The 17,853-nt window shown below is 60.0% G+C and carries 18 protein-coding genes; 12 read left to right on the top strand and 6 right to left on the bottom strand.

Translation table 11 applies throughout. The features are described from left to right. Positions 1–36 precede the first annotated feature (36 nt). Positions 37–1,935, top strand: coding sequence for a B12-binding domain-containing radical SAM protein (locus tag ACO9S2_RS15885; RefSeq protein ID WP_423723370.1), 1,899 nt, complete (start codon positions 37–39; stop codon positions 1,933–1,935). A 75-nt stretch (positions 1,936–2,010) separates the two neighbouring features. Next, positions 2,011–3,963, top strand: a complete 1,953-nt coding sequence (locus ACO9S2_RS15880; protein ID WP_423723369.1) for a B12-binding domain-containing radical SAM protein — start codon at positions 2,011–2,013, stop codon at positions 3,961–3,963. A gap of 109 nt (positions 3,964–4,072) precedes the next feature. Here the strand turns inward: ACO9S2_RS15880 and ACO9S2_RS15875 are convergent, their stop codons facing one another. Continuing rightward, the gene (locus ACO9S2_RS15875; protein WP_423723368.1) at positions 4,073–4,354 is read right to left on the bottom strand and encodes a hypothetical protein; all 282 of its coding nucleotides are present in this window, start codon (positions 4,352–4,354) and stop codon (positions 4,073–4,075) included. A gap of 39 nt (positions 4,355–4,393) precedes the next feature. On the opposite strand from ACO9S2_RS15875, the gene ACO9S2_RS15870 reads away from it, so the two are divergent. The 4 genes from ACO9S2_RS15870 (at position 4,394) to ACO9S2_RS15855 (ending at position 8,620) form a co-directional block, all read left to right on the top strand. Continuing rightward, positions 4,394–5,632, top strand: a complete 1,239-nt coding sequence (locus ACO9S2_RS15870) for a radical SAM protein (RefSeq protein WP_423723367.1) — start codon at positions 4,394–4,396, stop codon at positions 5,630–5,632. 83 nt (positions 5,633–5,715) lie between these two features. After that, a complete protein-coding gene (locus tag ACO9S2_RS15865) occupies positions 5,716–6,645 on the top strand; it encodes a PhzF family phenazine biosynthesis protein (protein WP_423723366.1) in 930 nt (309 codons plus the stop codon). Between the two features lie 217 nt (positions 6,646–6,862). Beyond that, the gene (locus tag ACO9S2_RS15860; protein WP_423723365.1) at positions 6,863–7,891 is read left to right on the top strand and encodes a zinc-binding dehydrogenase; all 1,029 of its coding nucleotides are present in this window, start codon (positions 6,863–6,865) and stop codon (positions 7,889–7,891) included. A 294-nt stretch (positions 7,892–8,185) separates the two neighbouring features. Then, a complete protein-coding gene (locus ACO9S2_RS15855; protein ID WP_423723364.1) occupies positions 8,186–8,620 on the top strand; it encodes a cyclic nucleotide-binding/CBS domain-containing protein in 435 nt (144 codons plus the stop codon). Positions 8,621–8,716: 96 nt separating this feature from the next. Here ACO9S2_RS15855 and ACO9S2_RS15850 read toward each other — a convergent pair whose 3' ends face one another. The 3 genes from ACO9S2_RS15850 to ACO9S2_RS15840 form a co-directional block, all read right to left on the bottom strand. After that, positions 8,717–9,220 (bottom strand): MogA/MoaB family molybdenum cofactor biosynthesis protein, encoded by a 504-nt coding sequence (locus ACO9S2_RS15850; RefSeq protein ID WP_423723385.1) that lies wholly within the window; start codon positions 9,218–9,220, stop codon positions 8,717–8,719. Between the two features lie 26 nt (positions 9,221–9,246). After that, complete coding sequence (locus ACO9S2_RS15845) at positions 9,247–9,573, bottom strand: (2Fe-2S) ferredoxin domain-containing protein (RefSeq protein ID WP_423723362.1); 327 nt, start codon at positions 9,571–9,573, stop codon at positions 9,247–9,249. A gap of 84 nt (positions 9,574–9,657) precedes the next feature. Beyond that, positions 9,658–10,101: a gamma-glutamylcyclotransferase family protein gene (locus ACO9S2_RS15840; RefSeq protein ID WP_423723361.1), complete on the bottom strand. Its 444-nt coding sequence runs from the start codon at positions 10,099–10,101 to the stop codon at positions 9,658–9,660. Between the two features lie 345 nt (positions 10,102–10,446). Here ACO9S2_RS15840 and ACO9S2_RS15835 point away from each other — a divergent pair, with 345 nt between their 5' ends. Beyond that, entirely contained in the window at positions 10,447–10,974 is a 528-nt protein-coding gene (locus ACO9S2_RS15835; protein ID WP_423723360.1) for a hypothetical protein, read from the top strand. On the opposite strand, the gene ACO9S2_RS15830 is transcribed toward ACO9S2_RS15835, so the two are convergent. Next, positions 10,946–11,269 (bottom strand): Rieske (2Fe-2S) protein, encoded by a 324-nt coding sequence (locus ACO9S2_RS15830; protein WP_423723359.1) that lies wholly within the window; start codon positions 11,267–11,269, stop codon positions 10,946–10,948. The genes ACO9S2_RS15835 and ACO9S2_RS15830 overlap by 29 nt on opposite strands. Before the next feature lie 160 nt (positions 11,270–11,429). Here ACO9S2_RS15830 and ACO9S2_RS15825 point away from each other — a divergent pair, with 160 nt between their 5' ends. Next, the gene (locus ACO9S2_RS15825) at positions 11,430–11,975 is read left to right on the top strand and encodes an HNH endonuclease (protein ID WP_423723358.1); all 546 of its coding nucleotides are present in this window, start codon (positions 11,430–11,432) and stop codon (positions 11,973–11,975) included. A 139-nt stretch (positions 11,976–12,114) separates the two neighbouring features. Here the strand turns inward: ACO9S2_RS15825 and ACO9S2_RS15820 are convergent, their stop codons facing one another. Continuing rightward, entirely contained in the window at positions 12,115–12,558 is a 444-nt protein-coding gene (locus tag ACO9S2_RS15820) for a c-type cytochrome biogenesis protein CcmI/CycH (protein WP_423723357.1), read from the bottom strand. Between the two features lie 275 nt (positions 12,559–12,833). Between ACO9S2_RS15820 and ACO9S2_RS15815 the strand changes: the two genes are divergently transcribed. The 4 genes from ACO9S2_RS15815 (at position 12,834) to ACO9S2_RS15800 (ending at position 17,842) form a co-directional block, all read left to right on the top strand. After that, complete coding sequence (locus ACO9S2_RS15815; protein WP_423723356.1) at positions 12,834–13,505, top strand: precorrin-2 dehydrogenase/sirohydrochlorin ferrochelatase family protein; 672 nt, start codon at positions 12,834–12,836, stop codon at positions 13,503–13,505. A 41-nt stretch (positions 13,506–13,546) separates the two neighbouring features. After that, positions 13,547–13,855: an MTH1187 family thiamine-binding protein gene (locus ACO9S2_RS15810; RefSeq protein ID WP_423723384.1), complete on the top strand. Its 309-nt coding sequence runs from the start codon at positions 13,547–13,549 to the stop codon at positions 13,853–13,855. A 397-nt stretch (positions 13,856–14,252) separates the two neighbouring features. Next, positions 14,253–16,148: a peroxidase family protein gene (locus ACO9S2_RS15805; protein WP_423723355.1), complete on the top strand. Its 1,896-nt coding sequence runs from the start codon at positions 14,253–14,255 to the stop codon at positions 16,146–16,148. Positions 16,149–16,225: 77 nt separating this feature from the next. Then, positions 16,226–17,842 (top strand): lipoxygenase family protein, encoded by a 1,617-nt coding sequence (locus tag ACO9S2_RS15800; RefSeq protein WP_423723354.1) that lies wholly within the window; start codon positions 16,226–16,228, stop codon positions 17,840–17,842. Positions 17,843–17,853 lie beyond the last annotated feature (11 nt).

The raw sequence follows: 17,853 nt of genomic DNA, 5'->3' as shown, positions 1-17,853 counted from the left end.
TATGAATGCCGGTGCGATAGACGAGGAGCCTCCTTCATGCGCATTGAGTATACGAAGGGCGAGCGGGCTTCCAAAGAACTGATTCTCCTCAATCGTCAGAGTTTCGAAGCTTCCAGCGGCCGGAAGATGAAGGTCATGCTGATCTTCCCGCCCGATTGGTTTCCTTCTGAACCCTATCTGAGTCTTCCCTCCCTCACAGCCGTCCTCCGCCAGGCCGGCCATACCGTCATCCAAAAAGACATCAATCTTGAGATGTGGGACTGGTACTTCAGCGAGGACTTTTTGAAGAAAGTCCTGCGCCGGGTGCCGCAGCAGCTCGACCGGCTCCGCAAGGCCTCGAAGAAGCGGGAACTGAGCGAAGCCGAGATGGATTTGCAGCTCGCGCTCTGCGACGTGACACGCCAGAAGATCGATGAGCTGATCAAGAAAGCGGAGAAGGCGAAAGCGATTATCAGAGGCGAAGTCTTCTACGAAATCGATCAGTTAGAGTGGGCTATTCAAGTCTTCCGTGAGGTCACGTCGGTGATCTCGATGGTCTATGCTCCGGCGCGGATCTGCATGCCGCCGATGGAGACGGATCTGTCCTACAAGGTCTTCGTTTCCTCCGAAGTGATGGAGGCGGTGAACGACGAGCAGGTGAATATCTACCGCGATGTGTTCGACCATCTGGTGAAGCCGGCGATCGAGCAGGCCCAGCCGGATGTGATCGGCATCTCGATCGTCTTGCAGCAGCAGATGTTCTCCTCCATGACCTTCTGTGCCCTCATCAAGCAGCACTTCCCCCATATCCACGTGACAATCGGCGGCAATACGGTGACGCGATTGCGCGATGTGCTGCCGCAGTCGCCGTTGTTCCAATACTTCGACAGCGCCGTGGTCTATGAAGGAGAGACGGCCTTTGTCCAACTCGTCTCGGCGGTGGGGGCGAAGCGGAGCCTGGCCGACGTACCGAACACGATCTACAAGGACGCCACCGGCGTGCATACGTCGGCGACCAGCTACGCCGAAGACATGCATGCGCTGCCGCCGCCGGATTTCGACGGTCTGCCGCTGGAGAAGTATTTCGTCCCGACGAAGATCCTGCCCTATCTGGCGACGCGCGGCTGCTACTGGGGCCGCTGCGAGTTTTGCGACCATGGCGAGGGCTATACCGCCGGATACCGGAGCAAGAAGATTCAGGACATTCTGGTCGAAATCAAACATCTGCGCGACAAGTACGGGGCCAAGCATTTCCACTTCACCGATGAGTCATACCCGCCGGCCCTGTTCCGCAAGCTGGCGCGTGGCTTGATCGACACGAAGATGGATATCGTCTGGACGACGCATATGCGGTTCGAGAAGAGCCTGCTTGAGGATCAAGTCTGGCAGGATGCGAAGGAGTCGGGTTGCAAGTATCTCCACTTCGGCTACGAGTCGGGGAACGAGCGGGTGCTGAAGCTGATGGACAAGGCCACGACGACCGCCATCATGACCGAGCATCTCAAGCGCACGGCGGAGGCCGGCATCTGGAACCACTGCATGGGCTTCTTCGGCTTTCCCGGCGAGACGAAAGAAGAGGCCTGGTCGTCGGTGGAGTTCCTGGAGCAGAACAAGGACTATGTGCATTCGCTGGGCTTCGGCACCTTCGACCTGGGCCGGCATAACCCGGTGGCGAAGCATCCGGAGAAGTGGGGCGTGACGGCCTACAAGAACCCCGAGTGGGACCTGGCGCTCGACTACTACTACACGGTGAAGGACGGGATGAGCATCGAAGAGGCCGAGCGGGTGTTCGAACAATTCGAGCGGAACCATTACTCCGGCTGGGACCTGCGGCTCTACATCCGGGAATATATCTTTCTGTATATCGCGAAGTTCGGGTTGGAGAAGTTGCGGGATCTGCAATATCAGTCAATGAAAACGGCTGGTGTAACGCCGACGCTCGCGGGGAAGATGTGATGAATCGTCGCTCGTCGCTCGTTGTTCGCATCTCGCGAGATACGCTTCACGAACGACGCTTCACGAAAGCTGAGCATGAGTAATTTGGTTCAAATAGACGGTCTTGCTCCACTGGCTAACGTCGAGCGGAAGAAGAGCAAGGTGATGCTGCTGTTCCCGCCCGAGTGGGTGCCGACGGCGCCCTATCTGGCGCTGCCCTCGCTGACAGCTGTCCTCCGTGAGGCCGGCCATACAGTCGTGCAGCGCGATATCAACATCGAGATGTACGACCACTTCTTCACCACGGAGTTTCTGATCTGGGTAAAGGGCCGATTGGGCATGCAGCTCAAGCCGCTGCAAGACAAGGAAAAGGCCGGGACGCTCAATGAGCGTGAAGCGGACCAGAAAGCCGTCGTCGAGCAGGCCTACGCGGTGGATGTGTTCGACCTGGCGGAGCGGGCCGAGGACTCCAAGCGGATCGTGCGGGGCGAGCGCTTCTACGAAGCCGAGAAGCTGGAAGGCGCGCTGAATTGCTTCCGTGAGGTGATGCAGTACATTTCCGCCGCCTACTATCCGGCCTCGCTCGTGTTCTATCCGATGGAAAGCAACCTGGGCTACCGTCCGGGAGTTTCGAAAGAAGTCTTCGCCTGTCTCGACGACGAGCAGGTGAACGTCTATCGCGACATCTGCAACCAGCTCGTGCTGCCGTCGGTGAGCAAGGAGAAGCCGGATGTGGTCGGCGTCTCTATCGGCACGCAGATGCAGCTGCTGGCGGGGCTGACCTTCTGCAAGATGATCAAGGAGACGTTCCCGCACATCAAGGTGGTGGTCGGGGGCAACGTCATCACGCGATTGCAGGAAGAGCTGCCGCATCACGAGCGGTTCTTCACCGAGGTGTTCGACGCGGCGATCCTCTACGAAGGCGAGCATGCGCTGCTCTGGTACATCGAGGCGCTGAACGGCCAGCGGGCGATGGAGTCGGTGCCCAATCTCATGTATCGCCATGCCGACGGGGTGAAGCAGAGCAAGGAAGTCTATACGGAGAAGACGGCGGCGCTGCCGCTGCCGGATTTCGAAGGTCTGCCGCTGGACCATTACTTTGTGCCGGAGCGGATTATTCCCTATCTCGCCACGCGCGGCTGCTACTGGGGCCGCTGTACGTTTTGCGACCACGGGCAGGGTTACTTCGATCAATACCGGGGCATGACGGCGCAGCATGTCGTCGAGCAGGTGACGGCGCTGCGGGACAAGTACCAGTGCAAACACTTCCTCTTCTCCGACGAGTCCTATCCGCCCGCGCTGTTCAAGAAAGTGTCTCAGCTACTGGTGGATCAGAATGTCGGGATCAAGTGGACGACGCTGATCCGCTTTGAAGAGACCTTACAAGACCAGGCCATCTGGGATCTGGCTGCCAAGGCCGGCTGTTGCACCCTCTACTACGGCATGGAGTCGGCGAACGAGCGCGTGCTGAATCTCATGGACAAGCACGCGAAGAAGAGCGTGATCCAGAACAATCTCCACCAGGCGGCCAAGGCGGGGATCTGGAACCACGTGATGGCCTTCTACGGCTTCCCCGGTGAAACGCGGGAGGAGGCGCTGGAGACGCGCCAGTTCGTGATCGACAACCAGCCGGTAATCCACTCCGTCGAACTCTTCTACTTCGTGGCCTACCGGCATACGCCGATGGTGCGCAATCCGGAGAAGTTCGGCATCACAATCCACAAGCAGGAGGAGTACGACCTGCCGCTGGATTACTACTACACGCTGAATGAGCCGAGCACGCTGTCTTGTCTCGACGCCATGCAGCTCTGCGAAGAATTCTACAAGAACGACTTTCAGCCTTGGGCGGTGCGGGTGAATTCCCGCGAGCATGTGTTTCTCTATATCTCCAAGTTCGGGACGAACAAGCTGCCCCAGATCTACGCGCGACAAACTGCGATGGTTGGCTCGCCGGAAGGCGTGTCAGGGCTGGTGACCTGGCCGGTGGCGCATTCGGACGGAGATGAGGGGATGAGCCGGGTGACGAGCCACGACGTGGGTAACGGCTGATGAAAACGCCATATAACTTCGTTCTCGGTCGCATGTCTCCTTGCGACGTACCCCTGAGGGTACGCCTCAGTTGCCATGCTTCCTGCGGCCTTGTTCTATGACGTTTTGCTCAGCCGGGGGGATTCTGTGATTTGTCGTCTGATTCGTCCGGGACGAGTAGCGCTGAGAGCAGGGCGTAGGACGCTTCGACGACCTTGGTCATCTCTTCGGCCTTCTTGTAGGCCTGCATGTAGGCTTTGGGGTTGTTGGTCAGATTCGAGTAGCGGGCGGGGTTCCAGTTGTACAGCTGCACGCGCCTGGCCCGTTCCAGGTCGTCGGAGGTCACGGGGAGCGTGAGCCCCAGGATTTCCAGTGCGTGGGCCACTTCTTTGTGGATGACATCGTCAGTCATAACCGTACTGTGACAAAGCATCGCTAAGCCTGTCAAACAATGCCAACGCCGATCCCAATGCTCCAGGCCGCTCCGATCTTCACGAGGAAAGATTATCGCGAGGTGCTGCGCCGTGAGATGGACGCGGGGAAGATTCCGCTCAGTCTCGGGCGCGATTGCCCGGTGAAGTGCGAGTTCTGCTACGAGCTGGACCATTCTTACCGCGAAACGCTCGATCCGCCCAAGACCAGCGACGAAGACTGGAAGTACATCCTCGACTACATCAGCAAGAAGCCGACCGACCCGAAGCAGTTCTGGTGTCTGGGCGGCAACGAGTACATGGAATGGACCGACCTCTTTCTGCACCCGAAGGCGATGGAGTGGGTCGAGGACTTTCTGAAGTACACGGACAAGAGCATCCAGTTCTTCACCGTCGGCTTCGTGCATGTGCCGAAAATCCACCAACTCGTCGCGCAGTATCCGGGGCGGATCAACTTTGAACTCTCGGTCATCACGCTCAGCGACTATCGCCAGCGGCTCATGCCGCACGCGCCTTCGGTGAAGCATGTGATGAAGGTGCTCGACGGGCCGGCCGTGTCCTCGGCGAATTTCTACTCCTTTGATGCCCATACGATGTCGAAGGACGCCATCGCCATTTCCAAGATCAATCAGAAGTGCGTGCTCTGGATGGGGACGCTCACGCCGGTGCGGGGGCTCAAGGAAGAGACGGCCAGCCTTATGCGCCAGGGCAGGAAACATCTGGCGGACGAGGCGCTGCGGATCTACGACGCGGCCTTGCCGAATCTCCAGACCATCCACACGGAAGCCTATATCACCGCGTTTCTGAGCCGGAAGCGGATCGTCAGCCTCTTCGATTCGCTTGAATTAGAGAAAAAGGATACGATTGTCACTGCCTGGAGCGTGTACAAGATTCTCTCGACGTACCGGAAGAACAAGGCCAGGTTTCTCTATGTGCCGAACGCGATGCTCAGCGGGGACTCCGATTGCACGGTGCTGCTGACGTTCGACGACATCGTGCGGCGCCTGACCACGGAGAAGGTCGTGCACATTCCGAAGTGCATCATGCAGTCGGGGCGCGGGCCTTTCACCGACATTACCGGCGTGACGCTGGAGCAGTTCACGCAGAAGACCGGTGTCAAAGTAAAGGTGCTACACAAGGTCGATACGCGCTTTGCCAACGAGCAGCTCTATCGCAACGGCTCGCTGCAAAATTATGTCGAGAACTATGTCCGCAATCCGATGGTGCAAGCGTATGAGGCGCTCCCGCGCCCCGCGTAAGCGCCTCTCCGTCGTGCGTATCTCGTGAAGCGTATCTCGCGAACGACGAGTGACGAACGACGCTTCACGCTCCCGGAGGCCCCATGCCTGATCGCCGCTCGCTGAAGTTCTATCAAGCCGACGTCTTTACCGCCGAACCCTTCGGCGGCAATCCCGTGGCTGTCTTCCCCGAGGCCGAAGGACTGTCCGATGACCAGTTGCAGCAGATCGCCCGTGAGATGAATCTTTCCGAGACCGTCTTCGTGTTTCCCCCGACGGACAAAGCCGCGGTGGCGCGGCTCCGCATCTTTACCCCGACGCAGGAGATTCCCTTCGCCGGCCATCCGGTGCTGGGCACGTTCTATGTGCTCGCCGAGTTGGGGATCATCCCGGTCAAGGGCGCCGTGATCCGCGTCATGCAGGAATGCAACATCGGGCTGTTTCCGGTCGAGCTCCATGCGGATGAGGGGCAGGTGGAACGGGTGGTGATGACGCAGCCGAGGCCGGAGTTTTTGGGGCCGGTGGAGGAAACGGAAGACCTCTACAAGGTCGCCAGCGCGCTGGGGCTCGCCAAACATGTGATCGCCGACACGAAGTGGCCGATCGAAGTGGTGTCCACCGGGCTGCCGGTGATGATTGTGCCGGTGCGGACGCTGACGGCGGTGCGGTCGATCCGTCCCGATGCCTCGGCGATCACGGATGTGTGCCGGCGATTCGGGGCGAACGGGATCATGGTGTATACGACAGTCACGGTGGAGCCGTCCTCGACGGTCCACGCGCGCATGTTTGCCCCGGCCATCGGGATTCTCGAAGATCCCGCCACCGGCAGCGCGAGCGGAGCCCTTGGGGCTTATCTGGTGCAGAACGGCGTGGTGGATGTGGCTCCGACGACAGAGATCATTGTCGAGCAGGGCTATGCCATTGACCGGCCTTCGCGCATTTTCGTCCAGGTGGATTCGGACGACGACATCATCCAGACGGTCAAAGTCGGGGGGGAGTGTGTGATGGTGATGGAAGGAACCTTAAAATTCTAGCAGGATGATGAAAACGCCATCTCACTGCGTTCTCAGTCGTACGTCTCCTTGCGACGTACCCCAGAGGGTACGCCTCAGTCGCCGTGCTCCCTGCGGCCTTGCGATATGACGTTTTGATCATCCTGTAATTCTGGTCTTCTGCTGCGGGCGGCCGGGCGACCATGTTGGGGCCTTCCGCCACTTCAAAAGTCCTCTTGTCAGGTGGAGAGGGAACGAGATGAAAGCTGTACTCTTTCGTGCGCATGGTGGGCCGGACAAGCTGTCGTACGAAGATTTGCCTGTTCCGTCGATCGGGCTGGATGATGTGCTGGTGCAGGTCAAGGCTTGTGCGCTGAATCACCTCGATATCTGGGTCCGGCAGGGCAATCCGGCCTATCCGATGCCGCTGCCGCATGTGTCCGGGTCGGACATTGCCGGGATCGTGGAACAAGCGGGGGCGCAGGTTGAGAGCGTCACGGTCGGACAAAAGGTGTTTGTCTCGCCGGGGATCAGTTGCTGGAAGTGCGAGCAATGCCTGGCGGGGCGTGACAATATGTGCCGCACCTACGGCCTGATCGGGGCGATGACGCACGGCGGCTATGCGGAGTATGTGAGGGTGCCCTTCCGCAACGTGCTGCCGATTCCTGGAAACCTGACGTTCGAACAGGCGGCGGCTTTTCCGCTCGTGTCCGTCACCGCGTCCCATATGCTCTTTGCCCTGGCTGGCCTTCAGCACGGGGAAACGGTGTTGATCATGGGCGCTGGGAGCGGCGTCGGGATGATGGCGGTGCAGATGGCGAAGCTGGCCGGATCGCGGGTCATCACGACGGTCGGGTCCGACGACAAGATTCCCAAAGCCGTCATCCTGGGAGCCGATGCGGTGCTCAATCATTCCAAGGAAAAGGTGGCGGACCGGGTGAAGCTGCTGACCGAAGGGCGCGGCGCCGATGTGGTGATCGAGCACATCGGTCCCGAGGTCTGGGAGAGTTGTCTGGCGTCTCTCGCGAAGGGAGGACGGTTGATTACCTGCGGCGCGACGACCGGCGCCGAGGTCAAACTGGATCTCCGCTACGTCTATTCCCGCCAGCTGACGATCAAAGGCTCCTATATGGGCACGCGGGCGGAACTCGTAAAGGCGGCGGAACTCATGGGCCAGGGGCGATTGATCTCGGTGATCGACCGGACCTATCCGCTCAAGGAGGCCAGAGCCGCTCAGGAGCAGATGCTGAGCCGGAAGTTTTTCGGCAAGATCGTGTTGACAGTATAAGGAACGCTGAAAACAGTCCCTTTCTCAGTGCCAACGACGGCGCGCCGAGATGCGCCGTCCCGCACCTTCGTTCTCCGTTCATTACACTCCTCAACGTGCTCTACCGGGAATGAGCTGCTGTTATAGCCAGGGGCGGGTGATGAGAAGGGCATGTCTCCGGTTTTGCCTTGCCTGCGGCCTCGCTGGCCAAGCGTTTTGAGCGTTCCTGTCCAGATGTGATAATCTACGTTAAAAGTAACTGAGCGTGCCCGGCGTCCTTCCCGAAGATCACGTTCGCGACGAAAGGAGTGAACCATGTCCACAGTTGCGCAGATCATGACGAAGCGTCCCAAGGCCATCGGGCCGAAAACCTCGATCGTCAGTGCGGCCAAGACGATGCGCACGGCGCGCGTCGGATCGCTGCTGGTGAAGAAGGGGAAGCAGTTGGTCGGGATCGTGACGGATACCGACATCGTCCGCCGGGCCGTGGCCACCAGCAAGCCGCTCGGCAAGCTCACGGTCGATAAGGTCATGACGGCTCCTTTGTGCACGATCGAGGGGAGTCAGCCGGTGGACGACGCTCAGGAAATGATGGGCGATCTGGGTGTGCGCCATCTCGCCGTGACGAAGGGCGGGGCCATCGTGGGCGTGGTGTCGGTACGGGATGTCATGATGTCGTACCGGAAGTATGCGCAGTCGCAGATTCGGCTGGAGCAGGAGTATTCGGAGCCGAAGATCGGGCAGGACTGAGGGAGGTGCTGGGGGTCGGGTGCTGAGTTCTGAGCGAGTTCTCAGAAATCTCTCTGCCTTAACTCAGCACTCAGGACTTAGTACTCAGCACTGTCGTTACTTGGTCAGTTCTTTGACCAGATGTCCGAGTTCCGGAAGTATCAGTCGTTCCATCGCCAGGCGGACGGCGTTTTCAGAGCCGGGCGTCGAGAAGAGGACACGGCCCTTGATGATGCCGGCGGTGGCGCGGCTCATGATGGCCGGTGAGCCGATGTCCAGATAGGTCAGATAGCGAAACACTTCGCCGAATCCATCCAGCCGTTTTTCCAACATCGCATCGACTGCTTCAAAGGTTGAATCCCGCCGCGAGATGCCGGTGCCGCCGTTGATGATGATGGCCTGCACCGCGTCGTTGGCAATCCCTTCCGCGATCCGTTCCTTGATCTGGGCCGGCTCGTCTTTCACGAGATGGTAGGCGGCGATGGTGTGGCCGTTTCCCTTGAGCAGCTTCTGAATGAGCTGGCCGCTGGTATCCGTTTCCGGCGTGCGGGTGTCGCTGCAGGTAATGACCATGCACCCGATGGATCTGGGTGCATGGTGTTTGTGTTCATGAGGCGTCACGCTGGCCATGATTCAATCGGGGAGGCTTACTTCCAGACGGCGTCGGGGTTCAGCTTTTCCGCAGGCTTTCCGCCCTTGATGTGTTCGTCAAGGATCGTGGCAACGTCGGCTTCGGTCACCTTGGAGTACCAGGTGGCGTCCGGATACACGACGACGGTCGGTCCCTGCTCGCAGGGGCCCAGACAGCCGGTCGCGCTGACGAGGACCTGGCCGGGCATGACCCCGCGCTGCATCAGGCCCATGTTGAATGCCATGAGCAACTGGGCGGCGCCGGCGCTGCCGCAGGACGGCTTCGGGTGGCCCGGCGGACGGGAGTTGGTGCAGACGAGGATATGGTGCGTCGGTTTCGGCATGTCGGCTCCTTCGTTATAGGACGAGCTGTCAGCTCTCAGTGTCGGGTGTGGGAAGTTCGGGTGATGGCTGATTGCTTCCCTGCTTCATTTCGGCCGATAGGCTTGCCATTGTTCGATGGCTTCCTCCGGCAGTTTCCACTGTTTGAGCCCTTTGAGGACCCAGTCGAGGTAATGGTCTTTGGGTTTGAATTTGCCGATCGGGTTGGCGGCATAGGTCGTGACGAGTTCCTTGTCTCCGGCCTCGTTCACGACGGTAATCTGGAGGTGCCGGTACGCACCCTGCGGCACGTCGTCCTCAAATTGATCCATGATCTTCAGGTCTTCGTCGGTCAGCTCGAACACGCCGCCCCACACTTTCTCGCCGGGCGAGGGCGCGATGCTGGCGAGGCCGCAGCGCCATTGCGACGACCAGCGGCAGAACTTGATGGTATGGTCCGCCAGGGTCGCCAGATACAGGAACTTATGTTCCGGGGCTCGCCGCTTGAGTTGGGTGGGATTCAGGTTATCGGCGTACAGGAAGAATTTCATGCAATGTGCTCATGGTGTGTCGATGGTTTTGCTTCAAGGTGTGCGGTACTTGTAACACACCCGCTTTTGGTCAGACAAGCGGCTCACACGGCCGGTTGAAACAGGTCGTCAGCAGGACCTGTGAAGCGTGAACGGTAAAACGAGGGGCCCGGATCTCCGGCCTTGCCCGTGGAGCGGCGCGTCTTGGCGCGCCGGGGTTGGGCGGGTGGAAACGGACGATCGTTTGAGCGGCCTGTGAGCAAATTCCTAGCCGTCCATTGACAACCTCCCGGAGGGGTTCCTAAGATGCCGAGGTGCCGTTCAGCGGTCTACTCGCCTAATGTCTGTGGAATTATTTGGGGGGTCATGAGTACCGATTCATCTCGCGCCGTCTCCGACCAACCGCGGTCATCCTCTCTCGTCAGGACTCTGCACTATGCCGTTGTGGCCGTGTTGGTTTTTGGGGGCCTGGCCTATGTCTGGATGAAGCCGCCCTCTCTGAATCCCATGGCGGACAAGCGGGCAGCCGAAGCGCTGGCGCTCGTGCAGACCCATCGGGCATTGGGATTTCCGACGATTCTTCAAGCGATGAATGAACATGTGCGCGCGAAGAAGGAACGGGGTGAAGGGGTCCGGCTCGGGGAGTGGCGGGTCAAGCAGGTGGAGGGAGATCTGTACGAGATCCGTGTCCAGCTGCGGGATCAGAGTGTGAGCGGGCAATGGTTCGAGCGGGAATTCATCTGGCACGCGCATCTGGGGGTGAAGAAGGTCAATGCGGCCTCCTTGCCTGCTGATGGCGTGACGCCCAAAGAGCCGGATTCCGAGCGCCCGCAGACGCCTGCGCCTCCGTTGCCAGGCGCGCCGCCTATGCCACCAGGTCTTCCGGGAGCTTGATCTGAATCTGGCCGTCCTCGACGCGCACTTCGCAGCAGGCCACCGTGAAGTTGGGATTGTTGACGCGTTGACCGTTCCGCACATCGAACTTCCAGCCATGCCAGGGGCATTCCACGATGCCCTCTCGCATCTTGCCTTCGCCGAGCGGCCCGCCTGCATGCGGGCAGGTGTTATCGACGGCATAGAGCGTTCCGTCGACATTGTAGAGCGCGATCCAAATGCCCTTCACGTCCACGGTGCGTCCGGTTCCAGGAGGGATGTCGGCCAGTTGTGCGACGGTCACGAATTCACTCATGCGGCGCAGTTTCCCAAAAAACAGCGCTCTCGTCTAGATGGCGCGGGGTAAGGGGTTGCTTGATTTCACCTGGGGCTTATGGCATACAGAAATGAAATATGCCCCTAGCCCTCTCGATGCCTGTTCGGCAGAGGAGCCCGGTTGGGAATGAGGTTGCTGCATGGAAATGACTCTCCTGCTCAACTCGACGTACGAACCCCTGCGGGTTGTGCATTGGCAAAAAGCGATTGCCCTTCTGTGGCAGGGTAAAGTCGAAGTCCTCGAAGTCTACGACCGTGAAATTCACGGCATTACCCTCTCAATCAAACTTCCCGCAGTCATGCGTTTGCTCAAGCTGGTCCGGCTGAAAGACAGCCACCGGGCGGTGAAATTTTCCCGTATCAATATTTTCACGCGCGACGGCTACACCTGCCAGTATTGCAACCGCAAGTTCAGAACGGAAGAGCTGACTTTCGACCACGTGGTGCCGATCGCGAAGGGCGGGAAAAAGACCTGGGAGAACATCATCACGGCCTGCTGGCGCTGCAACAACCGCAAGAGCGGGCGCACGCCTGAGGAAGCCGGGATGAAGTTGAAGAAGAAGCCGGTGAAGCCCCGCTGGAGTCCGGTCATCACGATCACGATCGGGATCCGCAATACGCCTGAAAGCTGGCGCGACTATCTCTATTGGAATATGGAGCTTGACGCCGATCCCGCCGAAACGTAGCGGGATGTTGAACCAGGCTTCCAGCGGCGTTCTCGCATCGTTCAGACCCTCAACGTAGCCCAAGGGTACGCCTCGGCCCTTCACTCGCTGCGGCCTTGCTGGAAACCTGCTTGATCATCCCGCTTTTCATGTTGCGTTTCTAGTGCACAGAATCCAGAACGATTTCCAGATCGCGTCCCCCCGACAGGGTGGGGTTCTTGGCGTAGCGCCCTTCGATGTCGCCGGGCTGCGCCGGTCCTGCCTGGCCGTCCCGATCCAATCGCGCAATGACGTCGACCATCCCGCGCAGTTCCGATCCCTCCACCATCACATCGGCGTTGGTAATTTCGAACGAGACCGGAAAGGTCGGGTGTTCGATGCGCTTGGCCGCAATGGGTCTGGGAGGGCCTTGCGGCCGCTTGACGATGACGAAGAGCACGTCTGTCGGCTTGACCTGATCGGCGAGGTTCGGGGCGATGGTGACTCGCCCGGCGATGACGCCTTCCCCCGCGGGCGGATCGCAACTGTGCGCCAGGCCCAGCCATGCCGCCATGGCCGCCAAGCCGATGATGCCTCCTGCCATTCCCACTGCTTTTCCTGACATGCCGGCCATTGATCCTCCACGCCAAAAAGAAAGAGCCCATTATAGATGGGTGGAAAAGAAAAAGGGAGGGCACGGTTTACGGTTCCGAAAGGCCTATTGTATGATACGGCCCTTGCAGGATGCTGACACACACCGCCGGCATTCTGCTCGTGTCGCGTACCGGTTCAACGATATATGGGAATTACTGAGCCGTGGGACAGATGGGGGGTTGGATCCCTTTCCCGGCGGCTTAACAGCGGACGGCTCATACGACGTGCGTGATGGAGGAATAGGTTATGGCCCCGAATCCTGGTTTTCCCCTGGTGCTCGATGTCAAAGGCTGGCCGGTCGTCGTCATCGGCGGCGACGAGGAGGCGGCTGAGAAATCTCAACGGCTGCTGGAGTCCGGTGCGAAGGTGACGGTCATCAGCCCGACCTTGCATGAAAAACTTAAGCAACTGGCGGCTTCGGCGAAGGTGATCCATCGCGGGCGGCATTTCCGCGAAACGGATTTGGAGCAGACTATCCTGGTCCTCAATATGATTCGAGGGGACCGGGAGTTTGCGAAGATGCTGCTCGGGAAGGCCCGTGAGAAAGGGTTCCTCCTCTGGTCGGTGGACCTGCCCGAGGCCTCCAGTGTCACGATGCCGGCGGTGGTGGCGTCCGGGCACGCCCGGGTGGCGATCAGCACGAGCGGCGTCGCGCCCGCCTTGTCGGGCTTTATGAAAGAGGATTTGGAGCGGATTCTCGATGGTGAGTTCGCCGCCTTTGTCGAGTGGTTGGGGCAACTCCGTGAGCAGGCCAAGGCCAACGAACCGGATGCGGAGAAGCGCCGGACGTTGCTCCGTGAAGCGCTCGACGGGTTCCGCCTGTTGGGCAAGGTGCAATATCCGAAGGTCTGGCAGGAAGAACGGGCCAAGACGGCGGCAGCCGGCCAAGACGTGAAACGTGCGGAGTCCCAGAGCTGATGGCCGATGGCAAACGTATGACGAAAGAGAGGTCCCGCAACATGGTCTTACTGGAATTCAGCATGTCTCCGTTGGGGAAGGGCGAGAGTGTGGGCAAGTATGTCTCCCGGTCGCTCGACATTATCGATAAGAGCGGCGTGGAGTATCGGCTCAATCCCATGGGAACTGTGCTTGAAGGGGAATGGGATGAGGTGTTCGAGGTCGTCAAGAAGTGTTACGAAAGGATGAGAAAAGACTGCGGCCGCATTTCGTGCAGTATCAAGGTCGACTATCGCAAAGGGCAGTCCGGAAGGCTGGTCAGCAAAGTGGCCAGTGTCGAGAAGCGGCTGAAGCGGCGGGTGAAACAGTAAACGGCCCGGGGCCTCTTGTCTGCTGACGTTTGTATCTCTGTCCTGATAGGTTCTCAGTATCAGACCGGATACTGATCCAGACTCACGGGTTGTGCAACGTTCGGCCGACATGAATACTCAAATGGGAAATGGTCTGTATGTTTTTCAGCACATGGGGGCATATACCGTGCCGACCCTTTCATCATAACCCGGCTTGATGCTGTCCGTGAGGCTGTCTCAGTGTTCATAGTTTGAGACGGAGTGGAACAGGTCTTGTGGGGGCGCTGTGGGGACAAGACGGCGATTGAATGAATGTCAGTCAAGGGGCAGTCGGTCGACAGGCTTGCCGGGTCAATGATCCGGCAAGCCTGTCGCATTTTAGGGGGCTGGAGTCAGACGAAAGAAAGGCGGGCGCAGGATGATACGTGCGCAACAATCCTCCACAGTGCTGCCCTGGATCTTCCGTCTGATCAATCGTGTGTGGCCCTGGCACAAGCTTCCGTTCATCAAGAGCCGGATTCATTTGCTGGCTGCGTTGAGTCCTCAAGTGCTGAATCTGCCGATGCTTCGCCACGACCTGCGTCGCTGGAATCTTCATGACACAAGGACCCTGCCGACTGTGGCTGAGCCGCCCGCGTGCCCTTTCCACGAGCGCGATTTGACGGCTCGTCGGGAAGACGGCACCCACAATGATCTCGCGGATCCTGCGATGGGGCGTGCCGGGGCGCGATTCGGGCGGAATCTTCCGCTCGATCGGGGATGGCCTGACACCCGTCGCTTGATGACGCCAAACCCGCGCGAGGTGAGCCTGAGGCTGATGACGCGCCGGCAATTTACCCCCGCCACGAGTCTGAACCTGCTGGCGGCGGCGTGGATTCAATTTCAGGTGCATGACTGGATCCGGCACGAGGTAAGTGAGGAGGAGTTTCACGACGTTCCCCTTCGCCCGGACGATGTATGGCCGAACGCCGAAGACCGACGCAATCCGATGAAGGTCCGGAAAACGCGTCCGGATGGCACCAGGCCCGGCGGCTGCATGGCCGGCCCGCCGACCTTCCGGAATCTCGAGACCCACTGGTGGGATGCGTCGCAGTTGTATGGCAGCTCGAAGAAACGATGCGACGCGCTCCGCCTGCACCGGGACGGGCTGATGCGGATGGAGGTCGCGGGAGAACATCATGTCCTCCCGCAGGAAACCGACCCGCTCTTGCCGGGCGTGGATTTGACGGGCATGAACGACAACTACTGGGTGGGATTGAGTCTGCTCCACACCCTGTTTACACGCGAGCATAACGCGATCGCGGCCCGCTTGCAGCGGGACTATCCGGACTGGACCGATGAGCAGTTGTTTCAAAAGGCCAGGCTCATCAATGCGGCGCTGATTGCCAAGATTCACACCGTCGAATGGACCCCGGGCATTCTGGCCCGTCCCTCCATGCAAATCGCCATGAACGGTAACTGGTGGGGCGGGATCGGTGAACGGTTGCATCACATGCTGGAGCCGGTCGGGGAGAACGAAGCAATCTGGGGGATACCGGGAACGCCCACCGATCACCACGGCGCGTCCTACTCTCTGACGGAAGAGTTTACGTCCGTCTATCGGCTGCATCCTTTGATTCCGGATGAGTATCGATTCTCCTCGCTGACCGATCCCTCCATGGCCATTTACAGAGACTTCGCCGAGGTGCAGGGCAATGGCACGCGGCCGGTCATACTCCACCCCGAAATCGGGATGGATCATGCGCTCTATTCGTTCGGGCTGATGCATCCCGGCGCGATTACGCTGGGCAACTTCCCGCGGGGCCTGCAGCACTACAAGCGGATCAAGCCGCTGCAGGGACAGGCGGAGTTTCTCGATCTCGCCGCGCTGGATATCCTGCGCGACCGCGAGCGGGGGGTGCCGCGGTATAACGATTTTCGCCGTATGTTGCGGATGAAGCCGGTCACCTCGTTCAAGGCGCTCAATGCCGAGTGGGCGGATGAGATGGCCGCTCTCTACGGGGGCGACATCGAACTGGTGGATACGCAGGTCGGGTTGTTTGCGGAGCAGCCGCCGGCGGGATTCGGGTTCAGCGATACGGCGTTTCGCATCTTTATTCTGATGGCCTCGCGGCGGCTGAAGAGCGACCGGTTCTTTACAAAGGACTATCGGCCGGAGGTCTATACGCCTGCGGGCATGGATTGGATTCGCGAGAATACGTTGACCTCGGTCTTGCTGCGGCATCATCCGCAGTTGGCTCCGGCATTGGCCGGATCGGCCAATCCGTTTGCGCCCTGGCGCAACGTGCACTCACCTGCGCTGCCGTTGTCTTAAGCTGTACGGCATTCGGGAGGCCGGGGGTGTTCTGACGTCGGCGATTGCGGCGCTCCGGCTTGAAAGGGTCTGTGGCGATGAGGATCTGGGGAGGTCTGCGGTGGAGTCTTCGCCGGGGACTCTGGAACTGGATCGCGAGGACGAAGTTCAAGCAGAATCGACCGCTCGCGATCCTTCCGGTGCCCCGCTCGTTTGGGCTGGTGGTGCCGGTGCCGCTCAGCCGCGTGTTTCCTGACGTGACGGTCTCTTCTGTGTTCGTGGCAAGCCGGATTCCCGCTGATGAAAAGCGCCCCTACGGGCAGTATCTGAAGAAACGGTTGATGTTCGCGGTGCAGCGGCTGTTGTATCGGATCTTCCCGCCCATGGAACGAGGCCTTCCCATGATTGAGTCCGACATGCATGCGGCGCTGGCTCACGGCTATCGCTCGCGCCATGACCGTGCGGCGAAAGCTGCGGCGGCGAAGGCGCGTGTGCCACGGGAACTGGTTCTTGCACGTCCGGTGCTGCCCGCGGAGCTCTGCGGCAAGCCGGATCTCGGGCTGCTTGCGGTCCGCGGGCCCTATGCCGCCTACCTCCAGCGTGTGACGGACGAGGTGTACGAATGGAACCTCCAACAGTTCGCCGAACCGGCTATGGTTTGCCATGAGGGGCTCTATCGGCCCTGGGCGCATGTGCGGTTTCGCCGCGATCCGGGAGCCAGGACCATTCGGGCGGCCGAGATTCGCACGGAGCTGGGGACGGCGCGGCCCGGAGATGCCGCGTGGCCGCTGGCGGAGCGGATCGCCCTCTGCGCGGTTACGACGCATACCGGCCTGGTTCGCCATTGGAATTGGCTGCATCTGATGGCCGGCGAATCTCTGGCCATCGCGACGCGGAATGCCTTTCGCCCGGATCACCCCGTCTGCCGTCTGCTCTGGCCGCACATCTATGGGACACAGCAGAGCAACCGCTTCGGGAACGCGGCCCAGCTGGTGCCCCGCGGGGATTTTGAGGAGACCTACAGTCTGACCCATGAGGGGATGTGTTCGTTGTTGGAGTCTTCCGCCAGGGAATTTCTCCTGGAGATGGGAAATCCGTGGCTTGATGCGGAGCGGCGCGGGCTTGCTGACAGCGGGATCGACTTGCCGACACAGGCCAATCTGGAAGCACTCTATCGCGTCATGCATCGCCATACTCAGCGGTACGCCGGGCTGTATTACAGTCAGGATGCCGAGGTCCATGCGGATGAGGCCTTGCGCGCCTGGGTGGATATGCTGCATCGGCTGTTGCCGCAGGCGGGCCTCGAAGGCCTGTGGCCGCTGACGGCGGCCGGACTTGCGGATATGCTGGCGCGCGTCATCTATCTGGTGACCGCCTATCACGAGTCGGTCGGCGCGTTGCTCTGGAATTACCAGCTATGGACATCGCTGAATCCGGTCCGTGTCTATCGGGACGGGCGGCGAGAGCCGCTCGATGTCTATCAACGGATGGTCAATACGAACTATCTGCTGCAGGTGATTCGAGCCCCGTTGATGGCCGACTATTCCGGGGTGGCGTTGGATGAGCCGAAGAATCCCCGGCGGACGGAGCTGGCCAAGGGGGTGTTTCGAACCTTTCTTGCAGAGTTGGAGGCGCTCCAGCGGGCGATGGACCTGGAGCAGCCGGGTCTGTGGACACTGCATCCCCGGATGCTCGAAGTGAATATCAATGCGTGACGAACGCGGGC

Source organism: Nitrospira sp. NS4, from assembly GCF_049546785.1.
GTDB lineage: Bacteria > Nitrospirota > Nitrospiria > Nitrospirales > Nitrospiraceae > Nitrospira_D.
Note: the sequence above shows the minus strand (reverse complement) of the source record. Positions and strands in the feature narration are given on the sequence as shown.

Bases quoted from the DNA above. Each gene is read 5' to 3' on its own strand.
- ACO9S2_RS15885 (WP_423723370.1), top strand. From the start codon at position 37: ATGCGCATTGAGTATACGAAGGGCGAGCGGGCTTCCAAAGAACTGATT.
- ACO9S2_RS15880 (WP_423723369.1), top strand. From the start codon at position 2,011: ATGAGTAATTTGGTTCAAATAGACGGTCTTGCTCCACTGGCTAACGTC.
- ACO9S2_RS15875 (WP_423723368.1), bottom strand. From the start codon at position 4,354: ATGACTGACGATGTCATCCACAAAGAAGTGGCCCACGCACTGGAAATC.
- ACO9S2_RS15870 (WP_423723367.1), top strand. From the start codon at position 4,394: ATGCCAACGCCGATCCCAATGCTCCAGGCCGCTCCGATCTTCACGAGG.
- ACO9S2_RS15865 (WP_423723366.1), top strand. From the start codon at position 5,716: ATGCCTGATCGCCGCTCGCTGAAGTTCTATCAAGCCGACGTCTTTACC.
- ACO9S2_RS15860 (WP_423723365.1), top strand. From the start codon at position 6,863: ATGAAAGCTGTACTCTTTCGTGCGCATGGTGGGCCGGACAAGCTGTCG.
- ACO9S2_RS15855 (WP_423723364.1), top strand. From the start codon at position 8,186: ATGTCCACAGTTGCGCAGATCATGACGAAGCGTCCCAAGGCCATCGGG.
- ACO9S2_RS15845 (WP_423723362.1), bottom strand. From the start codon at position 9,573: ATGCCGAAACCGACGCACCATATCCTCGTCTGCACCAACTCCCGTCCG.
- ACO9S2_RS15840 (WP_423723361.1), bottom strand. From the start codon at position 10,101: ATGAAATTCTTCCTGTACGCCGATAACCTGAATCCCACCCAACTCAAG.
- ACO9S2_RS15835 (WP_423723360.1), top strand. From the start codon at position 10,447: ATGAGTACCGATTCATCTCGCGCCGTCTCCGACCAACCGCGGTCATCC.
- ACO9S2_RS15830 (WP_423723359.1), bottom strand. From the start codon at position 11,269: ATGAGTGAATTCGTGACCGTCGCACAACTGGCCGACATCCCTCCTGGA.
- ACO9S2_RS15825 (WP_423723358.1), top strand. From the start codon at position 11,430: ATGGAAATGACTCTCCTGCTCAACTCGACGTACGAACCCCTGCGGGTT.
- ACO9S2_RS15820 (WP_423723357.1), bottom strand. From the start codon at position 12,558: ATGTCAGGAAAAGCAGTGGGAATGGCAGGAGGCATCATCGGCTTGGCG.
- ACO9S2_RS15815 (WP_423723356.1), top strand. From the start codon at position 12,834: ATGGCCCCGAATCCTGGTTTTCCCCTGGTGCTCGATGTCAAAGGCTGG.
- ACO9S2_RS15810 (WP_423723384.1), top strand. From the start codon at position 13,547: ATGGTCTTACTGGAATTCAGCATGTCTCCGTTGGGGAAGGGCGAGAGT.
- ACO9S2_RS15805 (WP_423723355.1), top strand. From the start codon at position 14,253: ATGATACGTGCGCAACAATCCTCCACAGTGCTGCCCTGGATCTTCCGT.
- ACO9S2_RS15800 (WP_423723354.1), top strand. From the start codon at position 16,226: ATGAGGATCTGGGGAGGTCTGCGGTGGAGTCTTCGCCGGGGACTCTGG.